General features: G+C 37.6%; 21 protein-coding genes and 2 pseudogenes. 4 read left to right on the forward strand and 19 right to left on the reverse strand.

From position 1 onward, the window contains the following. Window positions 1–2: 2 nt before the first annotated feature. From C4H12_RS12205 to C4H12_RS13925, 9 genes and pseudogenes are all read right to left on the reverse strand, one after another. Window positions 3–2,336 (reverse strand): ribonucleoside-diphosphate reductase subunit alpha, encoded by a 2,334-nt coding sequence (locus C4H12_RS12205; RefSeq protein WP_106098549.1) that lies wholly within the window; start codon window positions 2,334–2,336, stop codon window positions 3–5. Between the two features lie 8 nt (window positions 2,337–2,344). Beyond that, complete coding sequence (def, locus tag C4H12_RS12210; RefSeq protein WP_106098550.1) at window positions 2,345–2,926, reverse strand: peptide deformylase; 582 nt, start codon at window positions 2,924–2,926, stop codon at window positions 2,345–2,347. 54 nt (window positions 2,927–2,980) lie between these two features. Beyond that, window positions 2,981–3,955, reverse strand: a complete 975-nt coding sequence (locus tag C4H12_RS12215; protein WP_106098551.1) for a ribonucleoside-diphosphate reductase small subunit — start codon at window positions 3,953–3,955, stop codon at window positions 2,981–2,983. Further along, the gene (locus C4H12_RS12220; protein WP_254424738.1) at window positions 3,952–4,551 is read right to left on the reverse strand and encodes a YceI family protein; all 600 of its coding nucleotides are present in this window, start codon (window positions 4,549–4,551) and stop codon (window positions 3,952–3,954) included. The genes C4H12_RS12215 and C4H12_RS12220 overlap by 4 nt, the downstream gene beginning before the upstream one ends. Then, window positions 4,551–5,993 carry a M17 family metallopeptidase gene (locus tag C4H12_RS12225; protein WP_095900504.1) on the reverse strand — a complete coding sequence of 481 codons (1,443 nt, stop codon included), beginning with the start codon at window positions 5,991–5,993 and terminating at the stop codon, window positions 4,551–4,553. The genes C4H12_RS12220 and C4H12_RS12225 overlap by 1 nt, the downstream gene beginning before the upstream one ends. 5 nt (window positions 5,994–5,998) lie before the next feature. Next, entirely contained in the window at window positions 5,999–6,613 is a 615-nt protein-coding gene (locus tag C4H12_RS12230) for a peroxiredoxin (protein ID WP_106098553.1), read from the reverse strand. After that, entirely contained in the window at window positions 6,597–7,082 is a 486-nt protein-coding gene (locus C4H12_RS12235) for a tetratricopeptide repeat protein (RefSeq protein ID WP_095900502.1), read from the reverse strand. Before C4H12_RS12235 ends, C4H12_RS12230 begins: the two co-directional genes overlap by 17 nt. Next, window positions 7,075–7,680, reverse strand: coding sequence for a superoxide dismutase (locus C4H12_RS12240; RefSeq protein WP_106098554.1), 606 nt, complete (start codon window positions 7,678–7,680; stop codon window positions 7,075–7,077). Before C4H12_RS12240 ends, C4H12_RS12235 begins: the two co-directional genes overlap by 8 nt. 231 nt (window positions 7,681–7,911) lie before the next feature. Further along, window positions 7,912–8,163: pseudogene (locus C4H12_RS13925) on the reverse strand (hypothetical protein); the annotation flags it as partial. A gap of 24 nt (window positions 8,164–8,187) precedes the next feature. On the opposite strand from C4H12_RS13925, the pseudogene C4H12_RS12250 reads away from it, so the two are divergent. Beyond that, a pseudogene (locus C4H12_RS12250) lies at window positions 8,188–8,451 on the forward strand (mobilization protein); the annotation flags it as partial. A 92-nt stretch (window positions 8,452–8,543) separates the two neighbouring features. On the opposite strand, the gene C4H12_RS12255 reads toward C4H12_RS12250, so the two are convergent. Together C4H12_RS12255 and C4H12_RS12260 are read right to left on the reverse strand one after the other, a co-directional pair. Beyond that, window positions 8,544–9,509: a CfxA family broad-spectrum class A beta-lactamase gene (locus C4H12_RS12255; RefSeq protein ID WP_004339683.1), complete on the reverse strand. Its 966-nt coding sequence runs from the start codon at window positions 9,507–9,509 to the stop codon at window positions 8,544–8,546. Between the two features lie 306 nt (window positions 9,510–9,815). Further along, complete coding sequence (locus tag C4H12_RS12260; protein WP_106099152.1) at window positions 9,816–10,193, reverse strand: hypothetical protein; 378 nt, start codon at window positions 10,191–10,193, stop codon at window positions 9,816–9,818. Between the two features lie 877 nt (window positions 10,194–11,070). On the opposite strand from C4H12_RS12260, the gene C4H12_RS12270 reads away from it, so the two are divergent. The 3 genes from C4H12_RS12270 (at window position 11,071) to C4H12_RS12280 (ending at window position 13,479) form a co-directional block, all read left to right on the forward strand. Next, window positions 11,071–11,901 carry a carboxypeptidase-like regulatory domain-containing protein gene (locus tag C4H12_RS12270; protein ID WP_106099154.1) on the forward strand — a complete coding sequence of 277 codons (831 nt, stop codon included), beginning with the start codon at window positions 11,071–11,073 and terminating at the stop codon, window positions 11,899–11,901. A gap of 62 nt (window positions 11,902–11,963) precedes the next feature. Then, window positions 11,964–12,872, forward strand: a complete 909-nt coding sequence (locus tag C4H12_RS12275) for an ABC transporter permease (RefSeq protein WP_106099155.1) — start codon at window positions 11,964–11,966, stop codon at window positions 12,870–12,872. Continuing rightward, window positions 12,853–13,479 (forward strand): ATP-binding cassette domain-containing protein, encoded by a 627-nt coding sequence (locus tag C4H12_RS12280; protein ID WP_106099156.1) that lies wholly within the window; start codon window positions 12,853–12,855, stop codon window positions 13,477–13,479. The genes C4H12_RS12275 and C4H12_RS12280 overlap by 20 nt, the downstream gene beginning before the upstream one ends. 66 nt (window positions 13,480–13,545) lie before the next feature. Here the strand turns inward: C4H12_RS12280 and C4H12_RS12285 are convergent, their stop codons facing one another. The 8 genes from C4H12_RS12285 to C4H12_RS12320 all read right to left on the reverse strand — a co-directional run bounded on the left by C4H12_RS12285 (window position 13,546) and on the right by C4H12_RS12320 (window position 23,267). Beyond that, window positions 13,546–14,529, reverse strand: a complete 984-nt coding sequence (locus C4H12_RS12285) for a hypothetical protein (RefSeq protein ID WP_106099157.1) — start codon at window positions 14,527–14,529, stop codon at window positions 13,546–13,548. A gap of 29 nt (window positions 14,530–14,558) precedes the next feature. After that, window positions 14,559–15,206 (reverse strand): hypothetical protein, encoded by a 648-nt coding sequence (locus tag C4H12_RS12290; RefSeq protein WP_106099158.1) that lies wholly within the window; start codon window positions 15,204–15,206, stop codon window positions 14,559–14,561. A 205-nt stretch (window positions 15,207–15,411) separates the two neighbouring features. Further along, entirely contained in the window at window positions 15,412–15,771 is a 360-nt protein-coding gene (locus tag C4H12_RS12295) for a transporter (RefSeq protein WP_106099159.1), read from the reverse strand. 224 nt (window positions 15,772–15,995) lie between these two features. Further along, the gene (locus C4H12_RS12300; RefSeq protein ID WP_106099160.1) at window positions 15,996–16,775 is read right to left on the reverse strand and encodes a hypothetical protein; all 780 of its coding nucleotides are present in this window, start codon (window positions 16,773–16,775) and stop codon (window positions 15,996–15,998) included. Between the two features lie 91 nt (window positions 16,776–16,866). Next, window positions 16,867–17,646: a hypothetical protein gene (locus C4H12_RS12305; protein WP_106099161.1), complete on the reverse strand. Its 780-nt coding sequence runs from the start codon at window positions 17,644–17,646 to the stop codon at window positions 16,867–16,869. A 90-nt stretch (window positions 17,647–17,736) separates the two neighbouring features. Continuing rightward, window positions 17,737–18,516 (reverse strand): hypothetical protein, encoded by a 780-nt coding sequence (locus C4H12_RS12310; RefSeq protein WP_106099162.1) that lies wholly within the window; start codon window positions 18,514–18,516, stop codon window positions 17,737–17,739. Between the two features lie 82 nt (window positions 18,517–18,598). Then, window positions 18,599–22,006, reverse strand: a complete 3,408-nt coding sequence (ileS, locus tag C4H12_RS12315) for an isoleucine--tRNA ligase (protein WP_106099163.1) — start codon at window positions 22,004–22,006, stop codon at window positions 18,599–18,601. A 52-nt stretch (window positions 22,007–22,058) separates the two neighbouring features. Further along, on the reverse strand, window positions 22,059–23,267 hold the full coding sequence (locus C4H12_RS12320; protein WP_106099164.1) for a Gfo/Idh/MocA family protein: 1,209 nt from the start codon (window positions 23,265–23,267) through the stop codon (window positions 22,059–22,061). Window positions 23,268–23,397 lie beyond the last annotated feature (130 nt).

Raw genomic sequence — 23,397 nt, forward strand, 5'->3', positions numbered from 1 at the left:
AGTTAACTTCCACACGCCAAACATTCCTCAGGGTTGTCTAGCGAGCAGGCTACTTGTGATTGTCCTAAAAGCAGCTGCGTATCTACGGTAAATTTGATGGCATCTACGGCGGCTTTGGTGCGGAGGTAGTACATACCCGTTTTGAGTCCGCTTTTCCACGCGTGGAAGTGCATCGAGGTGAGCTTTGCCAAATTCGGCTCTGCCATAAAGAGGTTGAGCGACTGCGACTGACAGATAAACGCTCCTCGCTCTGCCGCCATATCAATGATGGTTTTTTGCTTGATTTCCCAAACGGTTTTGTACAATTCTTTCAGCTCCGTAGGGATTTCAGGAATGTTTTGCACCGAACCATTTTCGGCGATGAGTTTGTTTTTCATCGTAGGGTTCCAAAGTCCCAACTCGATGAGGTCTTTGAGTAAGAATTTATTCACCACCACAAATTCGCCCGAAAGCACACGGCGGTTATAAATATTGCTGGTGTAGGGTTCAAAGCACTCATTGTTGCCCAAAATCTGCGAAGTAGAGGCGGTAGGCATCGGTGCTAAAAGAAGCGAATTGCGTACGCCGTGGGTCATCACCTCTTGGCGAAGTTTTTCCCAATCCCAACGGTCAGAAGGGACAACTTGCCACAAATCAAACTGAAATTTCCCTTCCGAAAGCGGCGACCCTGCAAACGAGCTGTATGCCCCTTGCTCCTTTGCCAAGTCCATCGAGGCTTCCATCGAGGCAAAATAAATCGTCTCGAAAATATCCTTGTTCAGCCTCCGAGCTTCTGGGCTTTCAAAGGGCAAACGGAGGAGTAAAAACACATCTGCCAAGCCCTGCACGCCTAAGCCTATCGGACGATGGCGGTCGTTGGAAGTTTTGGTCTCAGGAATGGGATAATAATTTCCATCGATGATTTTATTGAGATTTCGCGTAACGATTTTGGTTACTTCGTAGAGTTTTTGAAAATCAAATCCCCCACTGGAAACATAGCGAGGCAATGCCAAGGAAGCCAAATTGCACACCGACACCTCATCGGCGTTGGTATATTCCATAATTTCGGTGCAGAGGTTAGAACTGCGTATCGTACCAATGTTCTTTTGGTTTGATTTTTCATTCACGGCATCTTTGTAGCACATATAAGGCGTGCCGGTTTCTATTTGAGCTTCGAGAATGGCTGTCCAGAGTTCGCGTGCTTTGATTTGCTTGCGGAATTTTCCTTCGTTTTCGTAAGTGGTATAAAGTTCGTTGAATTTTTCGCCATACACCTCGTACAGCCCTTGTGCTTCGTTGGGGTCAAAGAGCGACCACATTTGGTCGGCTTCTACGCGTTGCATAAAGAGGTCAGGAATCCAAAGGGCAGGAAATAAATCCCTTGCGCGCATCTCCTCCTTACCGTGATTTTTACGAATATCAATAAAATCAAAAATATCCGAGTGCCACGGTTCGATATACACGGCAATGGCACCTTTGCGTTTGCCTCCACCTTGATCTACATAACGAGCCGTATCGTTGAACACGCGAAGCATCGGAATGATGCCGTTGGAAATTCCGCCAGTCCCTTTGATATAACTGCCTGTGGAACGAATGTTGTGAATGCTCACGCCAATTCCGCCTGCCGATTGCGAAATCAAAGCACAGCGTTTGAGGGTATCGAAAATCCCTGCGATACTGTCTTCGGTCATACTCAGCAAGAAGCAAGACGACATTTGCGGTTTGGGCGTACCTGCGTTGAAGAGCGTTGGTGTGGCGTGGATAAACCATTTTTCGCTCATCAGGTTGTAAGTTTCAATCGCTGCCTGAATATCTTCTTTGTGAATGCCCAAGGCGACACGCATAAAGAGATGTTGCGGTCGTTCGGTTACCTTTCCGTTGGTGCGAATGAGGTACGAACGCTCCAAGGTTTTGAATCCGAAGTAATCAAAATTATAATCACGGTCGTAGATGAGACTGCTGTCGAGTTCATCTGCGTTTTTACGAATGATTTTATAAATTTCTTCCGAGATGAGCGGTGCGTGGGTTTGGGTTACAGGGTCGGTGTATTCGTAAAGCAATTTGGCGGTTTTAGAAAAGGATTTGAGGGTATTTTTATGCAAATTGCTCACCGCGATGCGTGCCGCCAAGACCGAAAAATCGGGGTGAATGGTGGTTTGTGCAGCGGCGGTTTCGGCAGTGAGGTTGTCCAGTTCGGTAGTGGTAACATTGTCGTAAATCCCTTGAATTACCTTTTTAGCAATTTCGATGACATCTTTTTCCGAAATCGATAATCCGTAGATGAGTTTATAAATACGAGCCGTGATTTTATCAAAATGAACGGCTTCTTTTTTTCCGTTTCTCTTTATTACAAACATTTCTTTCTTTATTTGAATTTCATAAAATAATTGGGTTGTAGTTTCCCTTTCAATAATTTTTGAAGTTTGGATTGCATCAATTTTTTCGTCAAGGGTTTCACGCGGTCAATATAGAGAATGCCTTCCAAATGGTCGTATTCGTGGAGAATCACGCGTGCGGTCATTCCGCTAAAAGTCTCGGTAATGGTTTCAAATTGCTCGTTTTGGTAGCTCAATTCTACCGACCACGAACGGGCTACTTTTCCTGATAAAAAAGGCAAACTCAAACAGCCCTCTACTTCTTCCCATTGTTCTTCGGAGAGATTTTTTATTTGCGGATTGATAAACACTCGCCGAATACCCGTGTCGCCTTTTTCGAAATAGGCTATTTTATCCCTTTCGTCCATCGCCTCGTAAAGCAATTGAGAATCGGCAACGAACAACCGCAACGATTTTCCGACCTGCGGTGCTGCCAACCCACAGCCATTGGCCTTTTCCATCGTTTCCCACATATTGGCGATGAGTTCGTGCAAATTGGGAAAATCAGAGGCTACGGCTTGTGCCTTGACTTTGAGTACATTATTTCCGTAAGCAAATATGGGAAGTTTCATTTTTTTAATGGTTTTATTTGGCTAATAGCTAATGGCCGATAGCCAATAGTTATTTTAAAAATCTTCATCGAGTGAAAAGGTGTTTTGTTCGCTGTTGGTTTGTGCTACGCCTGTTTTTTGGTATTCGCCTACACGCCGTTCGAAGAAATTGGTTTTTCCTTGCAGAGAAATAAGTTCCATAAAATCAAACGGATTGGTAGCGTTCCACACTTTATTGCACCCCAAGGCAACGAGCAATCTATCGGCTACAAATTCGATGTATTGGCACATCAGTTCGGCATTCATTCCGATGAGTTTCACAGGGAGTGCATCGGTAACAAATTCCTTTTCGATAACAACGGCATCTACGATGATTTCTCGTATGGTTTCTTCCGAAAGTTTGTTTTGTAGATGATTGACATAGAGCAAACAAGCAAAATCGCAGTGCAAGCCTTCGTCCCGACTGATGAGTTCGTTAGAAAAGGTGAGCCCTGGCATCAAGCCGCGTTTTTTGAGCCAAAAAATAGAGCAAAAACTTCCTGAAAAGAAGATGCCCTCCACCGCAGCAAAGGCGATGAGTCGCTCGGCAAAACTTCCTTTGGTAATCCATCGCAACGCCCATTTTGCTTTTTTGGTAACACACGGAATGGTTTCGATGGCACGAAGCAAATAATCCTTCTCGGCAGGGTCTTTCACATAAGTATCGATGAGGAGCGAGTACATCTCGGAATGGATATTTTCAATCATAATTTGAAATCCGTAGAAACATCGTGCCTCAGGATATTGCACCTCTTGGAGGAAGTTGATGGCAAGATTTTCATTCACGATGCCATCACTGGCAGCAAAAAAAGCCAACACTCGCGAGATGAAAAATCGTTCGTTGTCGTTGAGTTTGTTTTGCCAATCGTGGAGATCGGGCGACAAATCTACTTCTTCTGCCGTCCAAAAACTGGCTTCGGCGTTTTTGTAGAATTGCCAAATATCATTGTGCTGTATAGGAAAAATGACAAAGCGGTCTTTGTTGTCTTGTAAGAGGGGTTCGGTAATCATTTTTTAGTTTCTTTTAATTTTACAGACGCCTGAATATCAACATTTTCCCATACTTTACTTATACCATCAACACCTTTATGCAAATCAAAACAAACTGAGTTAAGTACTTCTAAGGCTTTCAAAGCTTTAAAATCTTTCAAATCGATAGAAGATTTGACACTCAATAAATTATCTTTGAATTGAATTTCTGCTGGAATATTATTCACACTAACTCCATTCATTCTTAGCTTAATAGTCCATTGATGGTTTTCAAAAATGAATTTTCCTGATATTTTTCCTGCTTCGTTCATCAATCCGAAAAAGGAATTTTTAATTTTTTCATCTCTGGAAGGATCTCCTGTTGATAACTCCAAAGCACGAATAGAAAACTCAGCATTGTTTAAAAAATCTTCAATGGATTTTCCTTCTGAAAGGTTGATTAAGTCCACCGATTGAAAAGTTCCTTTTACAGGTAATTTCTCGGTAGTTTTATATGCCGTCCATTCTACTTTTGCTGAATTTTCAACGGGTTCAAAAGATGATTTTTCATTTTTACAAGAATACAACAATGTACCTCCTATACCTAATAGTACGATGAATAATTTTTTGATTTTCATTAGCATTTACTTTTTACAAATTCATAAATCAGTCTTACAGGCACTGCTGTTGCTCCGCTTTGTTTATAGCCTTTTTTGTCTTTGAGGAAAGCAGCCCCTGCGATATCGAGATGTACCCAAGGGTAATCGGTAAAATGCTCCAAAAATTTGGCTGCTGTACTCACTCCGCCGATGGGTCCGCCAATGTTTTTAAGGTCGGCAATATCAGATTTTATGAGTTCGCCGTATTCTTTCCAAAGAGGGAGCTGCACAATGCGTTCATAGACTTCCTCGCCAATGGATTTTAGAGCATCGATACTTTCTTGGTGGTTGGAAAGTCCTGCAATTCCGAAACTCCCTGTAATCGCCGCCGAAGCTCCCGTGAGCGTAGCCATATCAATCACTAATTCAGGGTTGAATTTTTTCGCATAGCAAAGTGCATCTGCCAAAACAAGTCGTCCTTCGGCATCGGTATTTTGCACTTCTACCGTAGTGCCGTCCATTATGGTAATCACATCATCTACCACTAAGGCATTGGAATTGATTTTGTTATCCGTGGCGGGTACAATACCAATCACATAGTAAGGCAATTGATTCCCCGCAATTACCGAAATGATACCCAATACAGCGGCACCACCTGCCATATCGCATTTCATTGTACTCATTACGCCGCCCACTTTGAGTGAGTAACCGCCCGTATCGAACATTACACCTTTGCCTACCAAAACCAAAGGTTGAGAATTGACCGCATTTTTCGGTTTGTAGTGCATAATATTAAAAGTGGGTGGTGTTTCCGAGCCTTTATTCACGCCGAGCAAACCTCCCATTTTTAGGGTTTCGATTTGTTTTTTATGAAGAATTTCCGTTCCAAAACCGAATTTTTCACCTGCTTCCTGCACCCATTCTGAAAACTTGAGAGCATCCATATAATTAACAGGTTCATTTACTGCGTTTTTGGTGAGGGAAATGGCTTCAAGAACTGTGTTAAGTTCATTGTATTGCTTTTCAGAAAGAGCGGTTTCCGAAACAAATAGCGTGATTTTACCCGTCTTTTTTTTGGATAGATATTTATCAAAATGATAACTGCTAAGCAACACACCTTCCAAGAGGGCGTATTTTTCTTTTTCGGAGAAAAGTTCCAGATTTTCAAGAACCGCCTCCACCGAAGATGAAACAGAAGATGGTTGTAGTTGTTGCACAATGGTTGCCCCTACTTGTCTTAAATCCTCTAATTCGTATTTGGAAACGGCTACCAGCAAACTTTTTTCTTCTTGCCAAAGATGCCAATGTTTATTCTCCTTATCCTCAAACGACTGATGAATTTCTTCTTTCAAATTTTCCTGAATATCAATATTTTGCAAATCTTTTTGGCTACGAATAAAACGAATTATTGTGCCTTTCTCAAACGATAATTTGTCGGCAGTATAGCGTTTTAGCTCTGTATAAAGGTAAGTATCGATCATTTTATTTATTTTTTTAATTGTTGAGAAAGTGTTTGTTCTCCCGCCTTCCACCCACAAGCGGTTAATTCTTCTGTTTGGAGAGCATCTAATACGCGAAGTACTTCATCTACATTTCTTCCCACATTCATAGGATAAACGCTCACCCATTGTATAATTCCTTGTGGGTCAATGATAAAAGTAGCTCGATAAGCAACTTTTTCTTCGCAATTTAAAATTCCCATTTCTTCGGCTAAAGATTTGGAAGTATCGGCAAGCATTGGAATAGAAAGTTCTGCTAATTGTGGATGATTTTCTCTCCACCCTAAATGTACATATTCGGTGTCGGTAGAAGCACCAATCAACATAGCGTTTCTTTCCAGAAATTTTTTATTATTTTTATTAAATTCTATAATTTCTGTTGGACAGACGAAAGTAAAATCTTTAGGCCACCAAAAAAGCACCATCCACTTTCCTTGTTCGGCTGCGTAGTTGTGTGTGATTTCAGAGATTTCTATGCCTTTCTTTGTAGAAATAACGGCTTTTTTAACAAATTCTGGTAATTTATCTCCAATGCTTAGTATTCCTTTTTGGATGAGTTGTAATTGCTCTTTCTGAACCAATTTTTTAATTGAATTGCACATAATCAAATGTTTTTATATTTTCTAAATTGTTTGTTATCAATCGTTTTTTCAAGTAAGTTAAAAAAATAGTTTTACTTATTGTATCTAAATTATTTTTTTGAATAAAGTTTATGTAACTAATGACAGATTTTTTCAATTCTCCCTGAATTTCTTCTTTTTTATAATTCTTTTCATAGAGATATAAAAGAAAATATATCACTTTTTGCAACATTTCCTCTGCATTTTTCAAATCTTTTATTTCCTGATAGCAATTTGCCAAGTTGTTACACGAAACAACGTACAATTGTACAAAAGGAACTTTCAGTCGGACGCAATCGAGAAAATTACCATTAAGCACTTCAGCTCTGTACAAGGCATTTAGATAGCCACTCAAAGCAACTTCATAATTTCCTTCGTTAAAAGATTCATTGGCTTCTTCGGTTAAAATCTTCCAATAATTTTCGATATGGTTTACACAAGTATCACTCATTATATTTCAAGTTTTGGTTAGCAAAATTCCAGTTTACAAGTTCCCAAAAACCTTCCACGAATTTGGGTCTTGCATTTCGATAATCGATATAGTAGGCGTGCTCCCACACATCGAGGGTAAGGATAGGAGTTTTATTTTCAGTCAGTGGAGTGAAAGCATCTTTCATTGGGAGAATTTCTAATTTTCCTTCCTGATTTTGAGCCAGCCACGCCCAACCAGCACCGAATAATTTTACGGCAGTGGCAGAGAATTGTTCTTTAAAATTTTTAAAACTTCCGAAATCGCGGTTGATGAGTTCAGCGATTTTTCCAGTAGGATTTTTTCCGCCATCGGGCGAGAGACAATTCCAAAAAAAGGAATGATTCCAATGTTGAGCTGCATTGTTGAAAATGGCTACTTGGTTTTCGTTGTAGCTTTTTCGGATGATGTCCACGATGTCTTTTTCCGCCCATTCGGTATCTTTTACCAATCCCGCAAGGTTGTTTACATAGGCAGCGTGATGCTTTTCGTAGTGATAATCAAAAGTTTCCTCTGTAATAATCGGATTTAGAGCATTTTTGTCATACGGAAGCTCTGGGAGTGTGTGATTAATATTCATTATTTTTCAGGTTTAAATAGTTAGCTTAATTGATTTTCAATTGTTTAATATTATTATTTTTAATATTTTTAGATTTGCAAAAATAATAATTTAGATTTATCTAAAAAAATAAATTGATGATTTTTTTATTTATCTTTTCAATATAGTTTTTTAATAATTTGTAAATCAAATATATAAAATAAAGTTTGATGTTTTACACGTTATTTATTTTTTGTTTTTTTCGGTGAGATGCTATTCTAATCTTTGCGAAAGAGTCATAATTTCTTTACAGATAGCCACTATTTGAGCGGTTTGTTTTTCAAGTTTAAACAGATAGGTGGAGGCTTTCTTTTCGGAAAAATTGCGATACAAAATCTTTACAATCAGATTGTAATTCACTCCCACTACCCGAAATTACCCATAGAGTTCGGTGAGTTTGATATAAAAATCCTTTACCAATTTACCGATTTTTACACTTTTGATTTCTTTGGAAAATAATACCGAAATAAAAATATATCTTAAATGCCTAAAGAAATGACTGAAAGTCTTATAGTCAAAAAAGAAGCCCTGAAATGTAGCGGTAAAATCTATTCCGAGCAACACAGGCGGAACTTTGATATAAAGGATGATATTTTAAGGGTGGAAAATGACCCTGACGATGAAAGCAGGCTGAACCTGACAATAAACAGGAAGCCGATTGCCGACTGGTTCAGGGAGCAATGGCACAGGCTTAGATATGGAGCAAGAGTGCCGCAACAGGAAGAAAGAAAAAGTAGAGGATTCAAATTATAATAGAAGCAATTTGATTAGTAATCTAAAAGCACTCCGATAACGATTAGAGTGCTTTTAGATTGTTTATCATTAATTATCAAAGCAAGTGCAGTTTAAGATTTTACTGAAGTTTGCATTAATAAAGAATATACTACAGCTGATATATGCGCAACATATTGTGACGCTTGTGATTCATTTCCCTTGAAATCCTTAACAAATACCGCTAAGGTATAACTGATATTATTAGGCAGACATATATAGGCAACATCATTGTGAGCTGCAAGAACACCATTTTCATTAACATAACCTGAACCTGTCTTATGCGCTATAACAACCCCTTCTTTATCAAGAAGTGGAGCTGCTATCCTATCTACACCTGTTTTGCATTCTTTTAACGTATTCTTAATGAAACTTTGTTTCTCATCATCGATAAGACCTTCAGTAAACAAACGATTCATCAACATTGCAGCACCAAGAGGAGATGTATAGTTAGAGTAAGCCTTGTTATGGTCAGCCGACATTTCCTCTTCCGTATAAGCTATCTGAAAACTTGAACGAGGAATGAGTGTGGCTATAAAACTATCTGTTTGAGCGACATTAACCATATCCTTAAACATAAGGTTGCTTGCATTGTTGTCACTCTGAGTAAGAGTATAACGCAGCAAATCTCTCACTGTCAATGATATGACTGGCCCTGAATAATCTTTCAGCATAGGACTCCAAGTCTTTGGGTCAAGTTTATCCCTATTTATATTTACTAAGGTATCAAGTGAAATTCCTTTATTGTCAAAGTCATTACAAAGAGCTAATGCCTGATGAACCTTAAACACACTCATCATAGGATAAACACTCTTATTATTGACCTTAACCGTATCTCTGTTATTAACAATAACCGCCACACCAATTTCGCCAGGACAAGCTGAGACAATTTGAGAAATGCTATCAGTCAAAACATTTGTTAAAGGAGGATTTGCGCTATCTTTTGTCGCTGATTTATGGAACAATGAAAATACCAAGATGAAAATGCAAACTAAAGCTATACTCAAAACTACGATTTGTTTTTTTCTGTTTTTTTCCATGTTTATATTATTTATTTAAATATAGGGCAAAATTACAAAAGTTTTTTTACTCTCACAAAGGCTTAGGCAAGTTTTTTATTTCTTGTAGTAATTCTACTACATAGATAGGTAGTACATTGACATATTACCAGCCCCACACAAACGTGCGTTGCAAAGGTATTTTTTTTTTGGTTATATTGTCAAGATGTTGTACCTTTGCACCTAGAAGTTATTGAGAAAATAGGTATAATCAAATGAAATAAGAACTATTACTAAACCATTACCTAATCTTCTTGTAATTCCTGTATCTTCTTTATTTAAAATAGATTATAAAAGTAGTTTCAATTTTGGATGAAAAACAGTATCAAATAACCGCTTCTCTATTACCCAACCCCTCTCGTTAAATATCACTACCGATGGCGTAATCTTAGTCAAAAAATCAATAAAGTAAGCCTTACGCCCTATCTTTTTCAGTATATTGTTTATTTCTATCTTCTCCGGAGGATAAATCCCTCTTGAAAAAGGATCCCCTTTACTAATAACCCCGTCTTTTTCTACGGCAAAGTAAAGCAATGTCTCTACCGATTTTACCTTCCCCTTCAGCCCCATTGCAGCCCAATTAGTACTGATAACTTCCCCTTGCGCATAACCACCTATGCACCAGCCCCATACTAATAAGCAAATGATTTTAGTTACTTTTCCCATAATGTTTTTCCAATTAGCAATTAAATTAAGGCAAATGTACAAAAAAGAATTTACACTCCAAAATTAAAAAACACCCCACCACCCCCCATCTCATCCCTTTCGCTCCCTATCGCCAACCCCCTCCAATTATCAAATTCTCATCCTTTTTCCATTTTCCTTGCCAATATCTCAAAATCACCTCCTCCCACACTACCCCCTATTTCCTAACTCCTCCACCCTTATAATCAGCCTATTACACTTCCACCCTCTTACCTCTTATCTCTTACCTTTCACCTACTTTAAACGAACCTATAACGAAGGATAAACGAACTATAAACGAAGGATAGCCGTTACACCACTGATTATCAGCTGTATTTACACCCCACCCTCCCATTGCCAAATCCGCAACAAAATCCCCCCAACGCCTCATTATTCTCATTTCCCTTCTCTCATTCTCTAATTCCCTCATTTTGTACCAAGCACATTGTTAAAAATTGTAAATAAATTATAATATGCGTCTCACCCATAACAACTTCACCAAAAAAGCCATATCTTTGCCCCAAGTTTTTAAAGTAAGTGCGCATAGCTTAAAATACTCAAATAACTAAATGTTTAATTTTAAATTTTTAAGAAAGATGAATTTAAAAAGAACCTAACAAGTAGAAGCTCAAGGAGCGAAGAAACTTGACAGCTTTAAAGGTTTTTAAGAATTGAATGCTAAAAAACTTCAAGAAATTGAAGGAAGATTTAGATTTAGCTTCTTTAATATTTTTAGTTATGACAACAGCAGACCTAAAGGTGACCGTTGGCAATGGGGAGGTCTTAATTAAAAAAACGGAGGATTACCTCCCTTCTTTTCTTACCAAATTCAATATAACATAACAATCACAGTAATAATATGGCAAAATTAGCTTTGATAATATTTTTTTCCTTTTCCTTTTTTAGTTACAGCCAAAAAACATTAAAATGTAATGTAAAAAATGAAAATGGAGAACCTATTGAGTACGTAAACATCGGTATTGTAGGCACTCACAAAGGTACAATTAGTGATGCACACGGCAATTTCTCCTTAGAAAAATTACAGCCCAAGCCTACTGATAGCATTTACTTTTCACATATTAGTTATGAAAGAAGAGCTATTTGTATAAAAGACTTTCAGAATGACAAACCTATCGTCCTTACAGAAAAAGAAATAATGCTTGCACCTATAGATGTTTCAGCAAAAACAAAGCAACTAAAAACTTTAAAGGGAAAAGGAATTCGTTTTGTAGGAGCTACACTATGTTTCACACCAGAAGAAATGAAAGAGCAAAAGGAGATTCCTCAAACCATTGGTGATTTTGTGAATCTTAAAACCAATTGGGTAGCTACTGAATTTCATATTACTTGTATCAAAAATAACACTGAAAAAGCAGTCTTTCGCCTAAACTTTTTTCAGATGAACAATCAAGAAATGAGTCCTCTTACTGAAAAACCTATCTATATCACTATTCCTAAAACAGAAAGTAAAATAGACGTAGTGGAGAAATTCAGAGTTCCTATCCCAAAAGGAAAAATATGGATAGAATTACAACCTATAGACATACAAGGAGAGGAAAAAGCTCGCATTGTTTTCCCAGCTTCACGTTCTTTAGGCTATGCACGCTATGACACTACTTTTGAAAAAATTCCTTTGGGTGCAGGACTTTCTTTTGCCATAAAAGGATATGAATACGAAGTTGTAGAGTAAACTTTTCTATTTCTTGTTTTTTCAAAATAAAGTTTTACTTTTGTAGCCAAATTATAAACACTATGTGGCTACGCACTTCGCTCTATCTAACCTATATCTATTACCGAAAACTTTTCCCAAAAGGAGATATCTTAACCATTGGGTTGCTGTTAGGAGTATTATGCTATGCCTTATATGCACTTTATCTGCATTATGAAAGTTGGCAATATGCACTTTGGAGTTTGCCCTTAGGAAGTTTTATGTATCATAATAATCGAAAAGATTTATCATTGTTAAAAGTACATTCACATTATAGAGCGATTATCATTACTGAATATGTAATCGAAAACCTCCCTTTTCTCATTCTTATGCTCTTAAAAAAGGATTTTATAACAGCGGTTGCCATATCATTATCCTTTGTGCTCATAGGTTATTTACCTCAGAAAAACTTCACCCTAAAATATCCTTTCTCTCTCGCCGACCCTTTTTGGCATATTGCATTTCGCAAGTATAAACTTATCTTAGGGCTACCTATAGCTATTGCACTCATCATTATAGGTGCTGTTTATCAAAACCCTAACTTAGCTCTTTTTGCCTTAGCTCTTGTCGCTTTCATAGGTTGTATTCCCTATTTTGAAAGAGAGTTCAAAGCTCATATAAATGTTTCAGCCTATCGAGGTAAAGACTATTTATTACACCAACTCAAAGCAGGAATATTGAATATATCCTTTCTTTTTGCACCTGTTTTCATCACTTACATCATTTGTTTTCACTGGCAATATACAGAAGTCTTTCCTTTGTATATCAGTGTTCCTACCTTAGGAGTTCTTACCAAATACGCCTTTTGGAACAATTCTTTATGGCAAACTTTTGCTTTGTTAGCCGTAAGTATAGGTGCTATTTATATCATTCCAGTGATAGCAATCCCTTATTTTTGTCATTTAGCTCTACAAACCATAAAAAGACAGCAATATGCTCAACATTTTCATTAAAGAAAAAAGTTATTCCGATAAACTAATTCTCAAAAATATACAGCTTTCTATTCCTCAAAACGGACTCTATGGGGTAGTAGGTAAAAATGGTGCAGGAAAAACTACTTTTTTCAAATGTTTGTGTAGTTTAACACCTTTCAAAGGAGAAGTAAGCTATCAGCAACAACCTTTAATGCCTCAACAAATCGGGTTTCTCCCTACCGAACCTTATTTATACGAGCACCTTACCGTAGAAGAGTTTTATAAGTTTTACAGCTTGCTATTGGATATAAAACCACAAAACACAATGCCTTTTGAAGTAAATAAAACTCTACTCATCAAAGAGCTTTCCACAGGAATGCGAAAAAAAGTGTATTTCAATGCCGTATTACAAAAGCCCTACACCCTCTACATATTTGATGAACCTTTTAGCGGTTTAGATATTACCTCGGTACTTCAAATCAAAAAAATGCTAAAAAAACTATCAGAGACTCATATCGTACTGTTCGCATCTCATATTTTAGAAACCTTATCCGATTGCAAAGAAATATACTTATTACACGAGGGGAATGTACAAATCTTTTTACCCTCAAATCTCAATAAAATTGAAGATTTTTTAAGTTTATAAAACTTTTTTAGGCTAAAAATTATTTATAATGAAACACCCTACCCCCTATCTCCTAACTCCTGCCCCCTACCTAAAATACTCTATATTTCGCTCTACATAAAGCATAGGAACCCCATTTTCATAAGTAATCATCTTTATCCAATTACCCTGCTTGTCATCCGTATATTTGTACTCACAAAGATAATCGGTAGAAAACGTCAAATGATAGGTGAGACGCCTATCTGAACCGAATTTGTTTAAAAATCCATTATTTTCACTCTCATTTATCAAAAGATATTCCTCTTTCAGCTGGTTGTTCTGGTCATAAGTATATTTAGAGTGCCATATAAAGTCGTCTATTTTCTGCGAAATGGCTTTAATAAGCTCTCCTTCTGCTCCATATTCATAAAGTCCTCGCCATATAAGTCGGTCGAATTGGTAAAATTCCTTATTTACAAGTCTTTTATTGTTATAAATGTATATTTCTTTAAACAAAGGGAGATCTTCAGTTCTTTTTAAATTCCTTTGAATAAGCTCTCCATCAACATTATAAGTATAAGTGTAGATAGTTTCATCTTTTGTTTTTAGGTCAAGTATTTCTTTCTCCAATTGTCCTTTGGTGTTATAGACAAGTGTATCCTTTGTTTCTAAAACCTCATCTACAAACGTCGATTTATCAATAAGGCGATGCTTTTTGTCGTAAGTATATACTATTTTTTTAGGAAATATATCATCATAGCGCCATTTTTCAGTTATAAAACCATTTTTATCAAAGGTAATAACCGAAGGGATAATGTTTACTAAAAACTGTATGAAGAAAGCTTTTACCCCCATTCGTTCCATTTCGCTGTACTGTTTAATTTTTTTAACAGGGTAAATGCCTTGAGAGAGAGTAGACCCTTTGGCAAAATCATTGCCTTTTTCCTCAGCAAAATAAATAGAAGTTTTCACCGATTTTACCTTACCTTTTAAACCCATTTTAGTCCAATCATTGCCAGTAGCTTCCCCTTGCGCATAAGCATACACACTCACAATTAAGAGTAAAATACAGAAAAAATATTTTATTTTCATCACATTAGGTTTTAAAAATTTAGAAGGTACTACCTAAAAACACTATAAGTAGCCAAAATAATACTAAGTCTTTCGGTATAAGTATCAGGATATTGTTTTATAATATCATCAGCATAGGGGTCAAGATATTTCTTGCCTAAATCTTCTTCTAACCAATAGATTTTCTTCTTTTTTAACCACGTTTCTTTGCTAATTTGGCAGAGCTCAGTAAAATTAGGTGCTTTCTGCAAATCGCGAAACCCTTGTACAACTCTCATATAACGAGTAGCTAATATTTTAGCAGTATGAATACCTTTTGTTGCAATCTCACTGGGGTTGTGCATCTCATTGATAACAGCTTCTTTTAAGCAAACTGCACTTGGCAATAGATTGGTAAGTCTATTGATGTATTTGTCATAAAACCCTGAACCTAACTCAAAGTTTTCATCCAAAGGAATCCCAAAAGCTAAGGAGGTACGTTCCCAAACATCATCGTTATCACGTGGAGGCGATACGATAAGAAAACCATCTTGGCTATGTTGTTTGTACTGACCGACGTAAACATACATATAAACTAAGTGTTCACTATCCAATTCCTTTACCCACGAACGAAGGTTATTGTAATTCATCGGTACAGCCAAAAAACCTTGCTCTTTTAAAAAACTGTTTAGGTTCTTAATATCATTAGCAAAACTCATAGAAATATTTCTTATTTGGTTATTTTACAAAGGGGGTTTAGGTACTACTGAAGAAAAAATATAAAGAAGGTAATGAAAAAGTTTTGTTTTGTGTGGGCGTTTGCCAAACGCCTATACATAAAATACTACAAAAGTAATTGATAATCAGAATATTTTATTTTCATTACATTAGCTTTTAAAGTTTATGTTTTGTAGTATTTAAATTCTAAGACAAAGCATTTATCATATATATAAGCCAATAACCAATGATTCCAATAATATCTGTTACATAGTTTAAGATATATTTTTTATCTTTAAAAACCATATTTTCAAACCTTGTAGAATGTTTTGTTCTTTGTCTTTGTGTAGGTTCTTTATAACACTCTACCATAAGTTCTTCAAAAATATATTCTAACATAAATATTAACTCTTCTCTCTTATCTTCTGGTATATACACTACATCTTTTGCTTTCCAGATAGTCCAGTCAATATTGTGTTTTATCGAAAATCTTAAAAGATAGGGATATAGATATTCCCACACAGTAGGATGTAATTCAATTTTTTTATCATTGCATTTTAAAAACATAAGTACTATTTTATATCATTTCCTTTCTCTCTAGTAAAAAACACTTTACCAAAAGTCGAGCCGCACGGGCTAAAATTTGGCAAAGTGTTTAACTTTTTATCGTAGTACGCCAGTGCGGTTCACACCTACGATTTTACAACTACTATTCTTGTTGTTATTTCTAGACATTCTTTCAAATGTTTGTAATAATTCTTTTTATTTATAAATTTATACTTTTGAATGTACTAATCTTCAAGCCATTCATTTTTACCTTTTTTTTGTAATTTTATTACTTTAAAATAACCATCTTTTTGTAGCTGCCATTCTGTCTTGATAGTCATACCAAATCTTTTTTCAGTCCTCTTAATAATCTGATTTTTTTGTATTCGCGATTGGAAGAAAAAGGTATCTACCTTATAATTGTAAACAAAATCTTCCCAAGTTTTTTCACAATCTCTCAAAGGATCCATCTCAAATACACTTACAAATGATTTGATATTTCCTTCCTTACTAAAAACAAAAATATCAATAAATATCAAATCTATATGACTTGTTTTTAGTACAAAAGCATCATATTCTTCAGATAAATTTATATACCCAAGAGGATATAGTTTGGGTTGAAAATTTTCTTTATGCCTATAACTTCCAGCATTAGAAGGCATTGTATCCAAAATGCCATAGGTATCAGACCAATCTATAAGATCTCCATCTGAACTATAGAACTTCCCATATTCTTGAATGTTATTTCTTTCTTGGTCAGAGAAAATAATTTGGTTGTACAGCGCTTTAGGCAAAGTATCCTCTCTACTACCATAAATTTCTTTAGTAAAATCTGCAGGAAGTTTTATTTCTTTTTTAAAGTACGATTTAAAAGTCAGATACCTTTTAAGTCTTGCTTCCTCAGGGTTCTCTACCCGAGTAACTTCAGATGGCTCTGTTTGTTCTTCAACACTCTTTTGAGAGGTTCTCTGTTCTTGGCAGCTTGATAAGCCTATAAAAGCAAGTATTACTAATATCTTTTTCATTCTTAATAATAAGATGTTTAACTTTCTATTGTGGTACACCTAAGTGCGACTCACACCTACAATTTTGTAGCTACTATTCTTTTTGAATGTACTAATCTTCAAGCCATTCATTTTTACCTTCTTTTTTTAATTTGATTTCTTTAAAATAGCCATCTTTTTGTAGCTGCAATTCTGTTTTAATAGTCATACCAAATCTTTTTTCAGTCCTCTTAATAATATGATTTTTTTGTATTCGCGATTGTATAAAGTAAGTATCTACTTTGTAATTGTAAACAAAATCTTCCCAAGTTTTTTCACAATCTCTAGAAGGTTCCATCTCAAATACACTTACAAACGACTTGATATTTCCTTCCTTACTAAAAACAAAAATATCAATATATATAATATCTACCTCACATACCTTTGTTACAAAAGTATCATATTCTTCAGATAATTTTATATATCCAAGAGGATATAGCTTTCCATCGAACTTTTCTTTGTGTGTATTACAACCTGCATCAATAAAAGTTGTATCTAAAATACCATAGGTATTAACCCTATCTATAAGCTCACCATCAGGAGTGTAAAACTTTGCATATTCTTGAATGTTGTTTCTTTCTTGGTCAGAGAAAATAATTTGATTGTACAATGTTCTTGGCAAGGTGTCCTCTCTATTTCCAAGAATTTCTTTAGTAAAATCTGCAGGAAGTTTTATTTCTTTTTTAAAGTACGATTTAAAGGTCTGATACCTTTTAAGTCTTGCTTCCTCAGGGTTCTCTACCCGAGTAACTTCAGATGGCTCTGTTTGTTCTTCAACACTCTTTTCAGGGGTTCTCTGTTCTTGGCAGCTTGATAAGCCTATAAAAGCAAGTATTACTAATATCTTTTTCATTCTTAATAATAAGATGTTTACTTTCTATTGTGGTACACCTAAGTGCGACTCACACCTACAATTTTGTAGCTACTATTCTTTTTGAATGTACTAATCTTCAAGCCATTCATTTTTACCTTCTTTTTTTAATTTGATTTCTTTAAAATAGCCATCTTTTTGTAGCTGCCATTCTACTTTAATAGTCATACCAAATCTTTTTTCAGTCCACTTAATAATCCGATTTTTTTGTATTCGTGATTGTATAAAATAAGTATCTACTTTGTAATTGTAAACAAAATCTTCCCAAGTTTTTTCACAATCTCTAGAAGGTTCCATCTCAAATACACTTACAAACGACTTGATATTTCCTTCTTTATTAAAAACAAAAATATCAATGAATATCAAATCTATATGACTTGTTTTTAGTACAAAAACATCATATTCTCCAGATAAATTTATATGCCCAAGAGGATATAGTTTGGGTTGAAATTTTTCTTTATGTGTATTACACCCTCCATTAAAAAAAGTTGTATCTAAAATACCATAGGTATTAACCCTATCTATAAGCTCACCATCAAGAGTATAAAACTTTGCATATTCTTGAATGTTATTTCTTTCTTGGTCAGAGAAAATAATTTGGTTGTACAGCGTTTTAGGCAAAGTATCCTCTCTACTTCCATAAATTTCTTTAGTGAAATCTGCAGGAAGTTTTATTTCTTTTTTAAAGTACGATTTAAAGGTCAGATACCTTTTCAGCCTTGTTTCCTCAGGGTTCTCTACCCCAGTAATTTTAGTTTGTTCTGTTTGTTCTTCAGCGCTCTTTTCAGGGGTTCTCTGTTCTTGGCAGCTTGATAAGCCTATAAAAGCAAGTATTACTAATATCTTTTTCATTCTTAATAATAAGATATTAAAAAAACTTTGCCAAAGGTTTCAGCCTATATGGCTTGCACCTTTGGCAAAGTGTATCATTAGCTTATGATTTTGCAACTACTATTCTTGTTGTTACTTCATCGAAGGCTATTTCTTCACCCTCCGTTAGGCTATCTACAAAAGTGATACTATCAGTAAGAGTTTCATTCTTGATGTAAGCCTCATTCGCAGTTACAGCCTCTTGTAGGGCAGGGTGCGCTTGGAGGCGTATTTGTATGCGGTCGGTAATGTCGTAATCATTGTCCTTACGGATATTCTGAATGCGGTTCACCAACTCACGAGCGATACCCTCTTGACGCAGTTCAGGGGTGATGTGAATATCCAAGGCTACCAACAGACTGCCGGCGGTTGCTACCAACCAGCCTTCTATATCTTGGGTGCTGATTTCTACATCGTCCAAACTCAAAGTAACCGTTTTGTCGGGCAGTTGCAAGCTGTACGTTTGTGCTTTTTCAAACTGTGCTATTTCTGCTTGTCCAAACTCTTGTACCGCTGTGGCAATGGCTTTCATATCCTTGCCAAACTTAGGTCCTAAGGTCTTGAAGTTCGGTTTTATTTGTTTTACCAATATACCCGATGCATCTTCCAAGAGTTCTATTTCCTTCACATTCACCTCGTGCTTGATGAGGTTTGCTACGGCTTCTATTTCAGCACGCTCAGTGGCGTTCGCTATCGGTATCATTATCTTTTGCAATGGCAGACGCACCTTGATGCTTTCTTTCTTGCGCAACGATAGTACTAAGGACGAGATAGTCTGCGCTTTCTGCATCTTGCTTTCCAATGATTTATCAATATAGCTTTCATTAGCTACAGGGAAATCGGTGAGGTGTACACTTTCTTTGTTTTCTTTACCGGTAACACTCACCAAGTCTTTGTACAATCTATCGGCATAGAAAGGTGCTACAGGCGCCATCAGTTTAGCGATGGTTACCAGACAGGTGTAAAGCGTTTGGTAAGCGGCTATTTTATCGGCTTCGTATTCTCCTTTCCAGAAACGACGACGTGAGAGGCGTACGTACCAGTTACTGAGGTTTTCTTGTACAAAATCGGAGATAGCACGCGTAGCACGGGTAGGCTCATAATCGGCGTAGAGGGCATCTACTTCTTTGATAAGGGTGTTGAGTTCCGAAAGTATCCATCGGTCTATTTCTGGGCGTTCAGCCAATGGTATATCGGCTTCTGCATAAGTGAAGCTGTCGGTATTGGCATAGAGCGCAAAGAATGAATAGGTGTTGTAGAGCGTACCGAAGAATTTACGGCGCACTTCGGCTACCCCTTCCAAATCGAATTTGAGGTTATCCCAAGGGTTCGCGTTGGAAATCATATACCAGCGAGTAGCATCGGCACCATACTCGGCTATGGTAGTGAATGGATCTACCGCATTGCCCAAGCGTTTGGACATCTTTTGTCCGTTCTTGTCAAGCACTAGTCCGTTAGACACTACATTTTTGTATGCCACACTGTTGAATACCGAAGTAGCAATGGCGTGAAGTGTATAGAACCAACCGCGTGTTTGGTCTACCCCTTCAGCAATAAAGTCGGCTGGATAGGCAGTGTGGTTTTCTATATAGTCCTTGTTTTCAAAAGGATAGTGCCATTGTGCATACGGCATAGACCCAGAGTCGAACCACACGTCGATAAGGTCGGTTTCGCGGTGCATTGGCTTGCCTGATGGCGATACGAGCACTATGTTATCTACTATATTTTTGTGTAAATCTACCTTGCTGTAATTGCTTTCGGAGTTGTCGCCCACTACAAAATCTTTATAAGGATCGGCAGTCATTACGCCCGCTGCAATAGCTTTTTGTATTTCGGTTTTTAGTTCTTCTACCGAACCGATGCAGATTTCCTCTTGTTTATCGTCAGTACGCCAAATAGGTAACGGGATACCCCAATAGCGCGAACGCGAAAGGTTCCAGTCGTTAGCATTTTTTAGCCAGTTGCCAAAACGCCCCTCACCAGTAGCCTTAGGTTTCCAGTTGATAGTTTCATTGAGCTCAAACATACGCTCTTTGAAATCGGTTACACGTACAAACCACGAGTCGAGCGGGTAGTACAACACTGGTTTATCAGTACGCCAGCAGTGCGGATAGCTGTGTACGTATTTTTCTACTTTAAAGGCTTTGTTTTCTTCTTTGAGGAGAATTGCCAAGCTCACATCCCACGATTTTTCAGGCGCTTGCCCTGCATCGTAATACTCATTTTTGATGTATTTACCGGCAAAAGCCTCTGGAATATTGTGCCCTGTGATAAATTTTCCTTGCAAATCTACCAGCGGAATGAGGTTGCCGTACGCATCTTTTACAAGCATTGGAGGCACGCCGTATTCTTTGGCTACACGGGCGTCGTCCGCACCAAAAGTAGGCGCAATATGCACGATACCAGTACCGTCATCGGTGGTAACAAAGTCGCCTGCAATCACGCGGAAAGCTTGGTCGGAATTCTCGGTAGGAGTGCACCAAGGAATGAGTTGCTCGTAAGTAGTGCCTACGAGGTCTGCGCCTTTGCATTCCCCTATAATTTGATAAGGGATAGTCTTGCTTTCAGGCGTATAAGCTGCCAAAGCAGCTGCATCGCCCTCTACAAACTTTTTGCCGAATTGTTTTGCCAAAAGCGGTTTGCCAATGATGATAGTAATCGGCTCAAAAGTATATTGATTGAATGTTTTTACGAGTACGTAGTCAATTTCTTTACCTACTGCCAATGCCGTGTTAGAAGGCAACGTCCAAGGGGTAGTTGTCCAAGCGAGGATATGGATAGGTGCTGTAGGGTTACCCAATGCTTTACTTGCCGCTGCTGCTAATGCTTTTACTTTAAACTGCGCCACAACCGTAGTATCGCTCACATCGCGATAGCAACCAGGTTGGTTCAGCTCGTGTGATGACAAGCCTGTACCTGCCTTAGGTGAGTATGGCTGAATGGTGTATCCTTTGTATAGTAACTGCTTGTTATATAGTTGTTTCAAAAGCCACCACACGCTTTCCATATATTTGGGTTTATAGGTGATATAAGGGTCTTCCATATCCACCCAGTAGCCTATTTTCTCGGTAAGGTCGTTCCAGATGTCAGTATAGCGCATTACGGCTTCCTTACAAGCCTTGTTATAGTCCTCTACGCTTATTTTTTTGCCTATATCTTCTTTGGTAATGCCGAGTTCTTTCTCTACTCCCAATTCTACGGGCAAGCCGTGGGTATCCCAACCTGCTTTGCGTTTTACTTGAAATCCTTTCTGAGTTTTATAGCGGCAGAAAATATCCTTAATAGAGCGCGCCATCACGTGGTGAATACCAGGCACTCCATTAGCGGATGGCGGTCCTTCAAAAAACACGAACGGAATAGCGCCCTCACGTGAGGTGATACTCTGCTCAAAGATGTTAGCAGCTTTCCAAAAAGCCAATATTTCTTCTGCTATCTTAGTAAGGTCTAAGTGTTTGTACTCGTTGAATTTCATATAATTTAATCTAAAAAGTATCGTGTTTAGTTTTTTAAGTATAAAATAAATCTCAATCAGTAATAAAGTTGGGTACCTTTACCACACAATTCCCCCCTGCTATTGATTGTTGTGTAAGCTCTGCTATGCACGACCATAAAGCGCCATCATATACGTTTAAGTCCAAAGGCAATCCGTTTTTCAGGCAGTACACCAATCGGTAGTCCATAACTATGTCCATTGGCTTTTGATCAGGCAACAGGCTGCGCAAGTGTGCTGTTTCGCGGTAGTAAGGGTGTTCGTGTTCTTCCAAATAGGCTTCAATCTCTTCAGGGGTAAGCAGTTTTTCCTCTCTATCGTCAAAATATAACTGAGGGGTAGGGTATTTCTGCACAAATCCCTTAGTCCCACTAAGCATAAAGATACGTGAGTAAGGCCGCGGATTAGTTACATCGTGTTGTAGTATGATAGTCTTACCTTTAGCCGTTTGTAGCAGGGTAATATTCATATCACCAGTGTACTGAGCTTGTGCCTCTTCCGAGGTCTTTCCAAAATGACTTTCAGCATACTGCTGCATCCCCACCGCCAATGACGACATCGATACAAGTCGCTCCAATCGGTCACTACGCAATATATCCAATGCCCTACATATAGGCGCAAGCCCGTGAGTAGGGTAGGGGTTACCCTCAAAAGTCTTGCTGTAGGCTATGCGCCATTTACCCCGTTCAGCATCGCGTTCTGTCTGCCTGAAGTTTAGGTGTCGTAAGTCGTGTATGTAAGCTCCCTCAGCGTGTACTATCTCTCCTAGTTTCCCCTGTTTTACCAGCTCAATGCTCATCAGTTCAAAGCGGTCGTAACACACATTCTCAAGCATTATACAATGCCTACCAGTAGCTTCGGCGGTACGCACTATACGCTGGCAATCAGTAACAGTCATTGCTAGTGGCACTTCAATAGCTACGTGTTTGCCGCATTCCATTCCGTAGATAGCCATTTCGGCGTGTAGTTCCCAAGGGGTCGAAATGTATAGTAGGTCTATATCCTCACGTTCACATAATTTGCGCCAGTCATCAGCTTTGGTATAAAAAGCAGGAGTCGGTTCTATTCCCTCTGTAATATCTTTAGCTTTAGCTATAGCTTCAAGGTCTACTTCAGCAATAGCTATTATCTCTGCATCTAAGTGTATATAGCGTTTCACAGCTTCAATACCTCGCACACCCACGCCTATAAAAGCAATACGTAGTTGCGGTATCGGAGCCACAGAAAGGTTAAAAACATCCATTATTTAGTTTCCTTTGTTTGTAGTTAAAATAAGTTTTCTTTGTATAAGTTTCTACTTCCAATATCTTGATAAGATAATCAGCCTCTTCCCTCTCCCAAAATAGTTTCTCTACCTCCCTTTCTTATGAAAT

This window comes from Capnocytophaga sp. oral taxon 878 (assembly GCF_002999135.1).
In the GTDB taxonomy this organism is placed as follows: Bacteria; Bacteroidota; Bacteroidia; order Flavobacteriales; family Flavobacteriaceae; genus Capnocytophaga.

What these genes read in the sequence shown, in the direction of transcription:
- C4H12_RS12205 (WP_106098549.1), bottom strand. Translation starts at nt 2,336, where the DNA reads ATGTTTGTAATAAAGAGAAACGGAAAAAAAGAAGCCGTTCATTTTGAT.
- C4H12_RS12225 (WP_095900504.1), bottom strand. Translation starts at nt 5,993, where the DNA reads ATGATCGATACTTACCTTTATACAGAGCTAAAACGCTATACTGCCGAC.
- C4H12_RS12220 (WP_254424738.1), bottom strand. Translation starts at nt 4,551, where the DNA reads ATGAAAATCAAAAAATTATTCATCGTACTATTAGGTATAGGAGGTACA.
- C4H12_RS12215 (WP_106098551.1), bottom strand. Translation starts at nt 3,955, where the DNA reads ATGATTACCGAACCCCTCTTACAAGACAACAAAGACCGCTTTGTCATT.
- C4H12_RS12305 (WP_106099161.1), bottom strand. Translation starts at nt 17,646, where the DNA reads ATGAAAAAGATATTAGTAATACTTGCTTTTATAGGCTTATCAAGCTGC.
- C4H12_RS12280 (WP_106099156.1), top strand. Translation starts at nt 12,853, where the DNA reads ATGCTCAACATTTTCATTAAAGAAAAAAGTTATTCCGATAAACTAATT.
- C4H12_RS12260 (WP_106099152.1), bottom strand. Translation starts at nt 10,193, where the DNA reads ATGGGAAAAGTAACTAAAATCATTTGCTTATTAGTATGGGGCTGGTGC.
- C4H12_RS12285 (WP_106099157.1), bottom strand. Translation starts at nt 14,529, where the DNA reads ATGAAAATAAAATATTTTTTCTGTATTTTACTCTTAATTGTGAGTGTG.
- def (WP_106098550.1), bottom strand. Translation starts at nt 2,926, where the DNA reads ATGAAACTTCCCATATTTGCTTACGGAAATAATGTACTCAAAGTCAAG.
- C4H12_RS12230 (WP_106098553.1), bottom strand. Translation starts at nt 6,613, where the DNA reads ATGTGCAATTCAATTAAAAAATTGGTTCAGAAAGAGCAATTACAACTC.
- C4H12_RS12235 (WP_095900502.1), bottom strand. Translation starts at nt 7,082, where the DNA reads ATGAGTGATACTTGTGTAAACCATATCGAAAATTATTGGAAGATTTTA.
- ileS (WP_106099163.1), bottom strand. Translation starts at nt 22,006, where the DNA reads ATGAAATTCAACGAGTACAAACACTTAGACCTTACTAAGATAGCAGAA.
- C4H12_RS12240 (WP_106098554.1), bottom strand. Translation starts at nt 7,680, where the DNA reads ATGAATATTAATCACACACTCCCAGAGCTTCCGTATGACAAAAATGCT.
- C4H12_RS12270 (WP_106099154.1), top strand. Translation starts at nt 11,071, where the DNA reads ATGGCAAAATTAGCTTTGATAATATTTTTTTCCTTTTCCTTTTTTAGT.
- C4H12_RS12255 (WP_004339683.1), bottom strand. Translation starts at nt 9,509, where the DNA reads ATGGAAAAAAACAGAAAAAAACAAATCGTAGTTTTGAGTATAGCTTTA.
- C4H12_RS12320 (WP_106099164.1), bottom strand. Translation starts at nt 23,267, where the DNA reads ATGGATGTTTTTAACCTTTCTGTGGCTCCGATACCGCAACTACGTATT.
- C4H12_RS12295 (WP_106099159.1), bottom strand. Translation starts at nt 15,771, where the DNA reads ATGTTTTTAAAATGCAATGATAAAAAAATTGAATTACATCCTACTGTG.
- C4H12_RS12300 (WP_106099160.1), bottom strand. Translation starts at nt 16,775, where the DNA reads ATGAAAAAGATATTAGTAATACTTGCTTTTATAGGCTTATCAAGCTGC.
- C4H12_RS12275 (WP_106099155.1), top strand. Translation starts at nt 11,964, where the DNA reads ATGTGGCTACGCACTTCGCTCTATCTAACCTATATCTATTACCGAAAA.
- C4H12_RS12290 (WP_106099158.1), bottom strand. Translation starts at nt 15,206, where the DNA reads ATGAGTTTTGCTAATGATATTAAGAACCTAAACAGTTTTTTAAAAGAG.
- C4H12_RS12310 (WP_106099162.1), bottom strand. Translation starts at nt 18,516, where the DNA reads ATGAAAAAGATATTAGTAATACTTGCTTTTATAGGCTTATCAAGCTGC.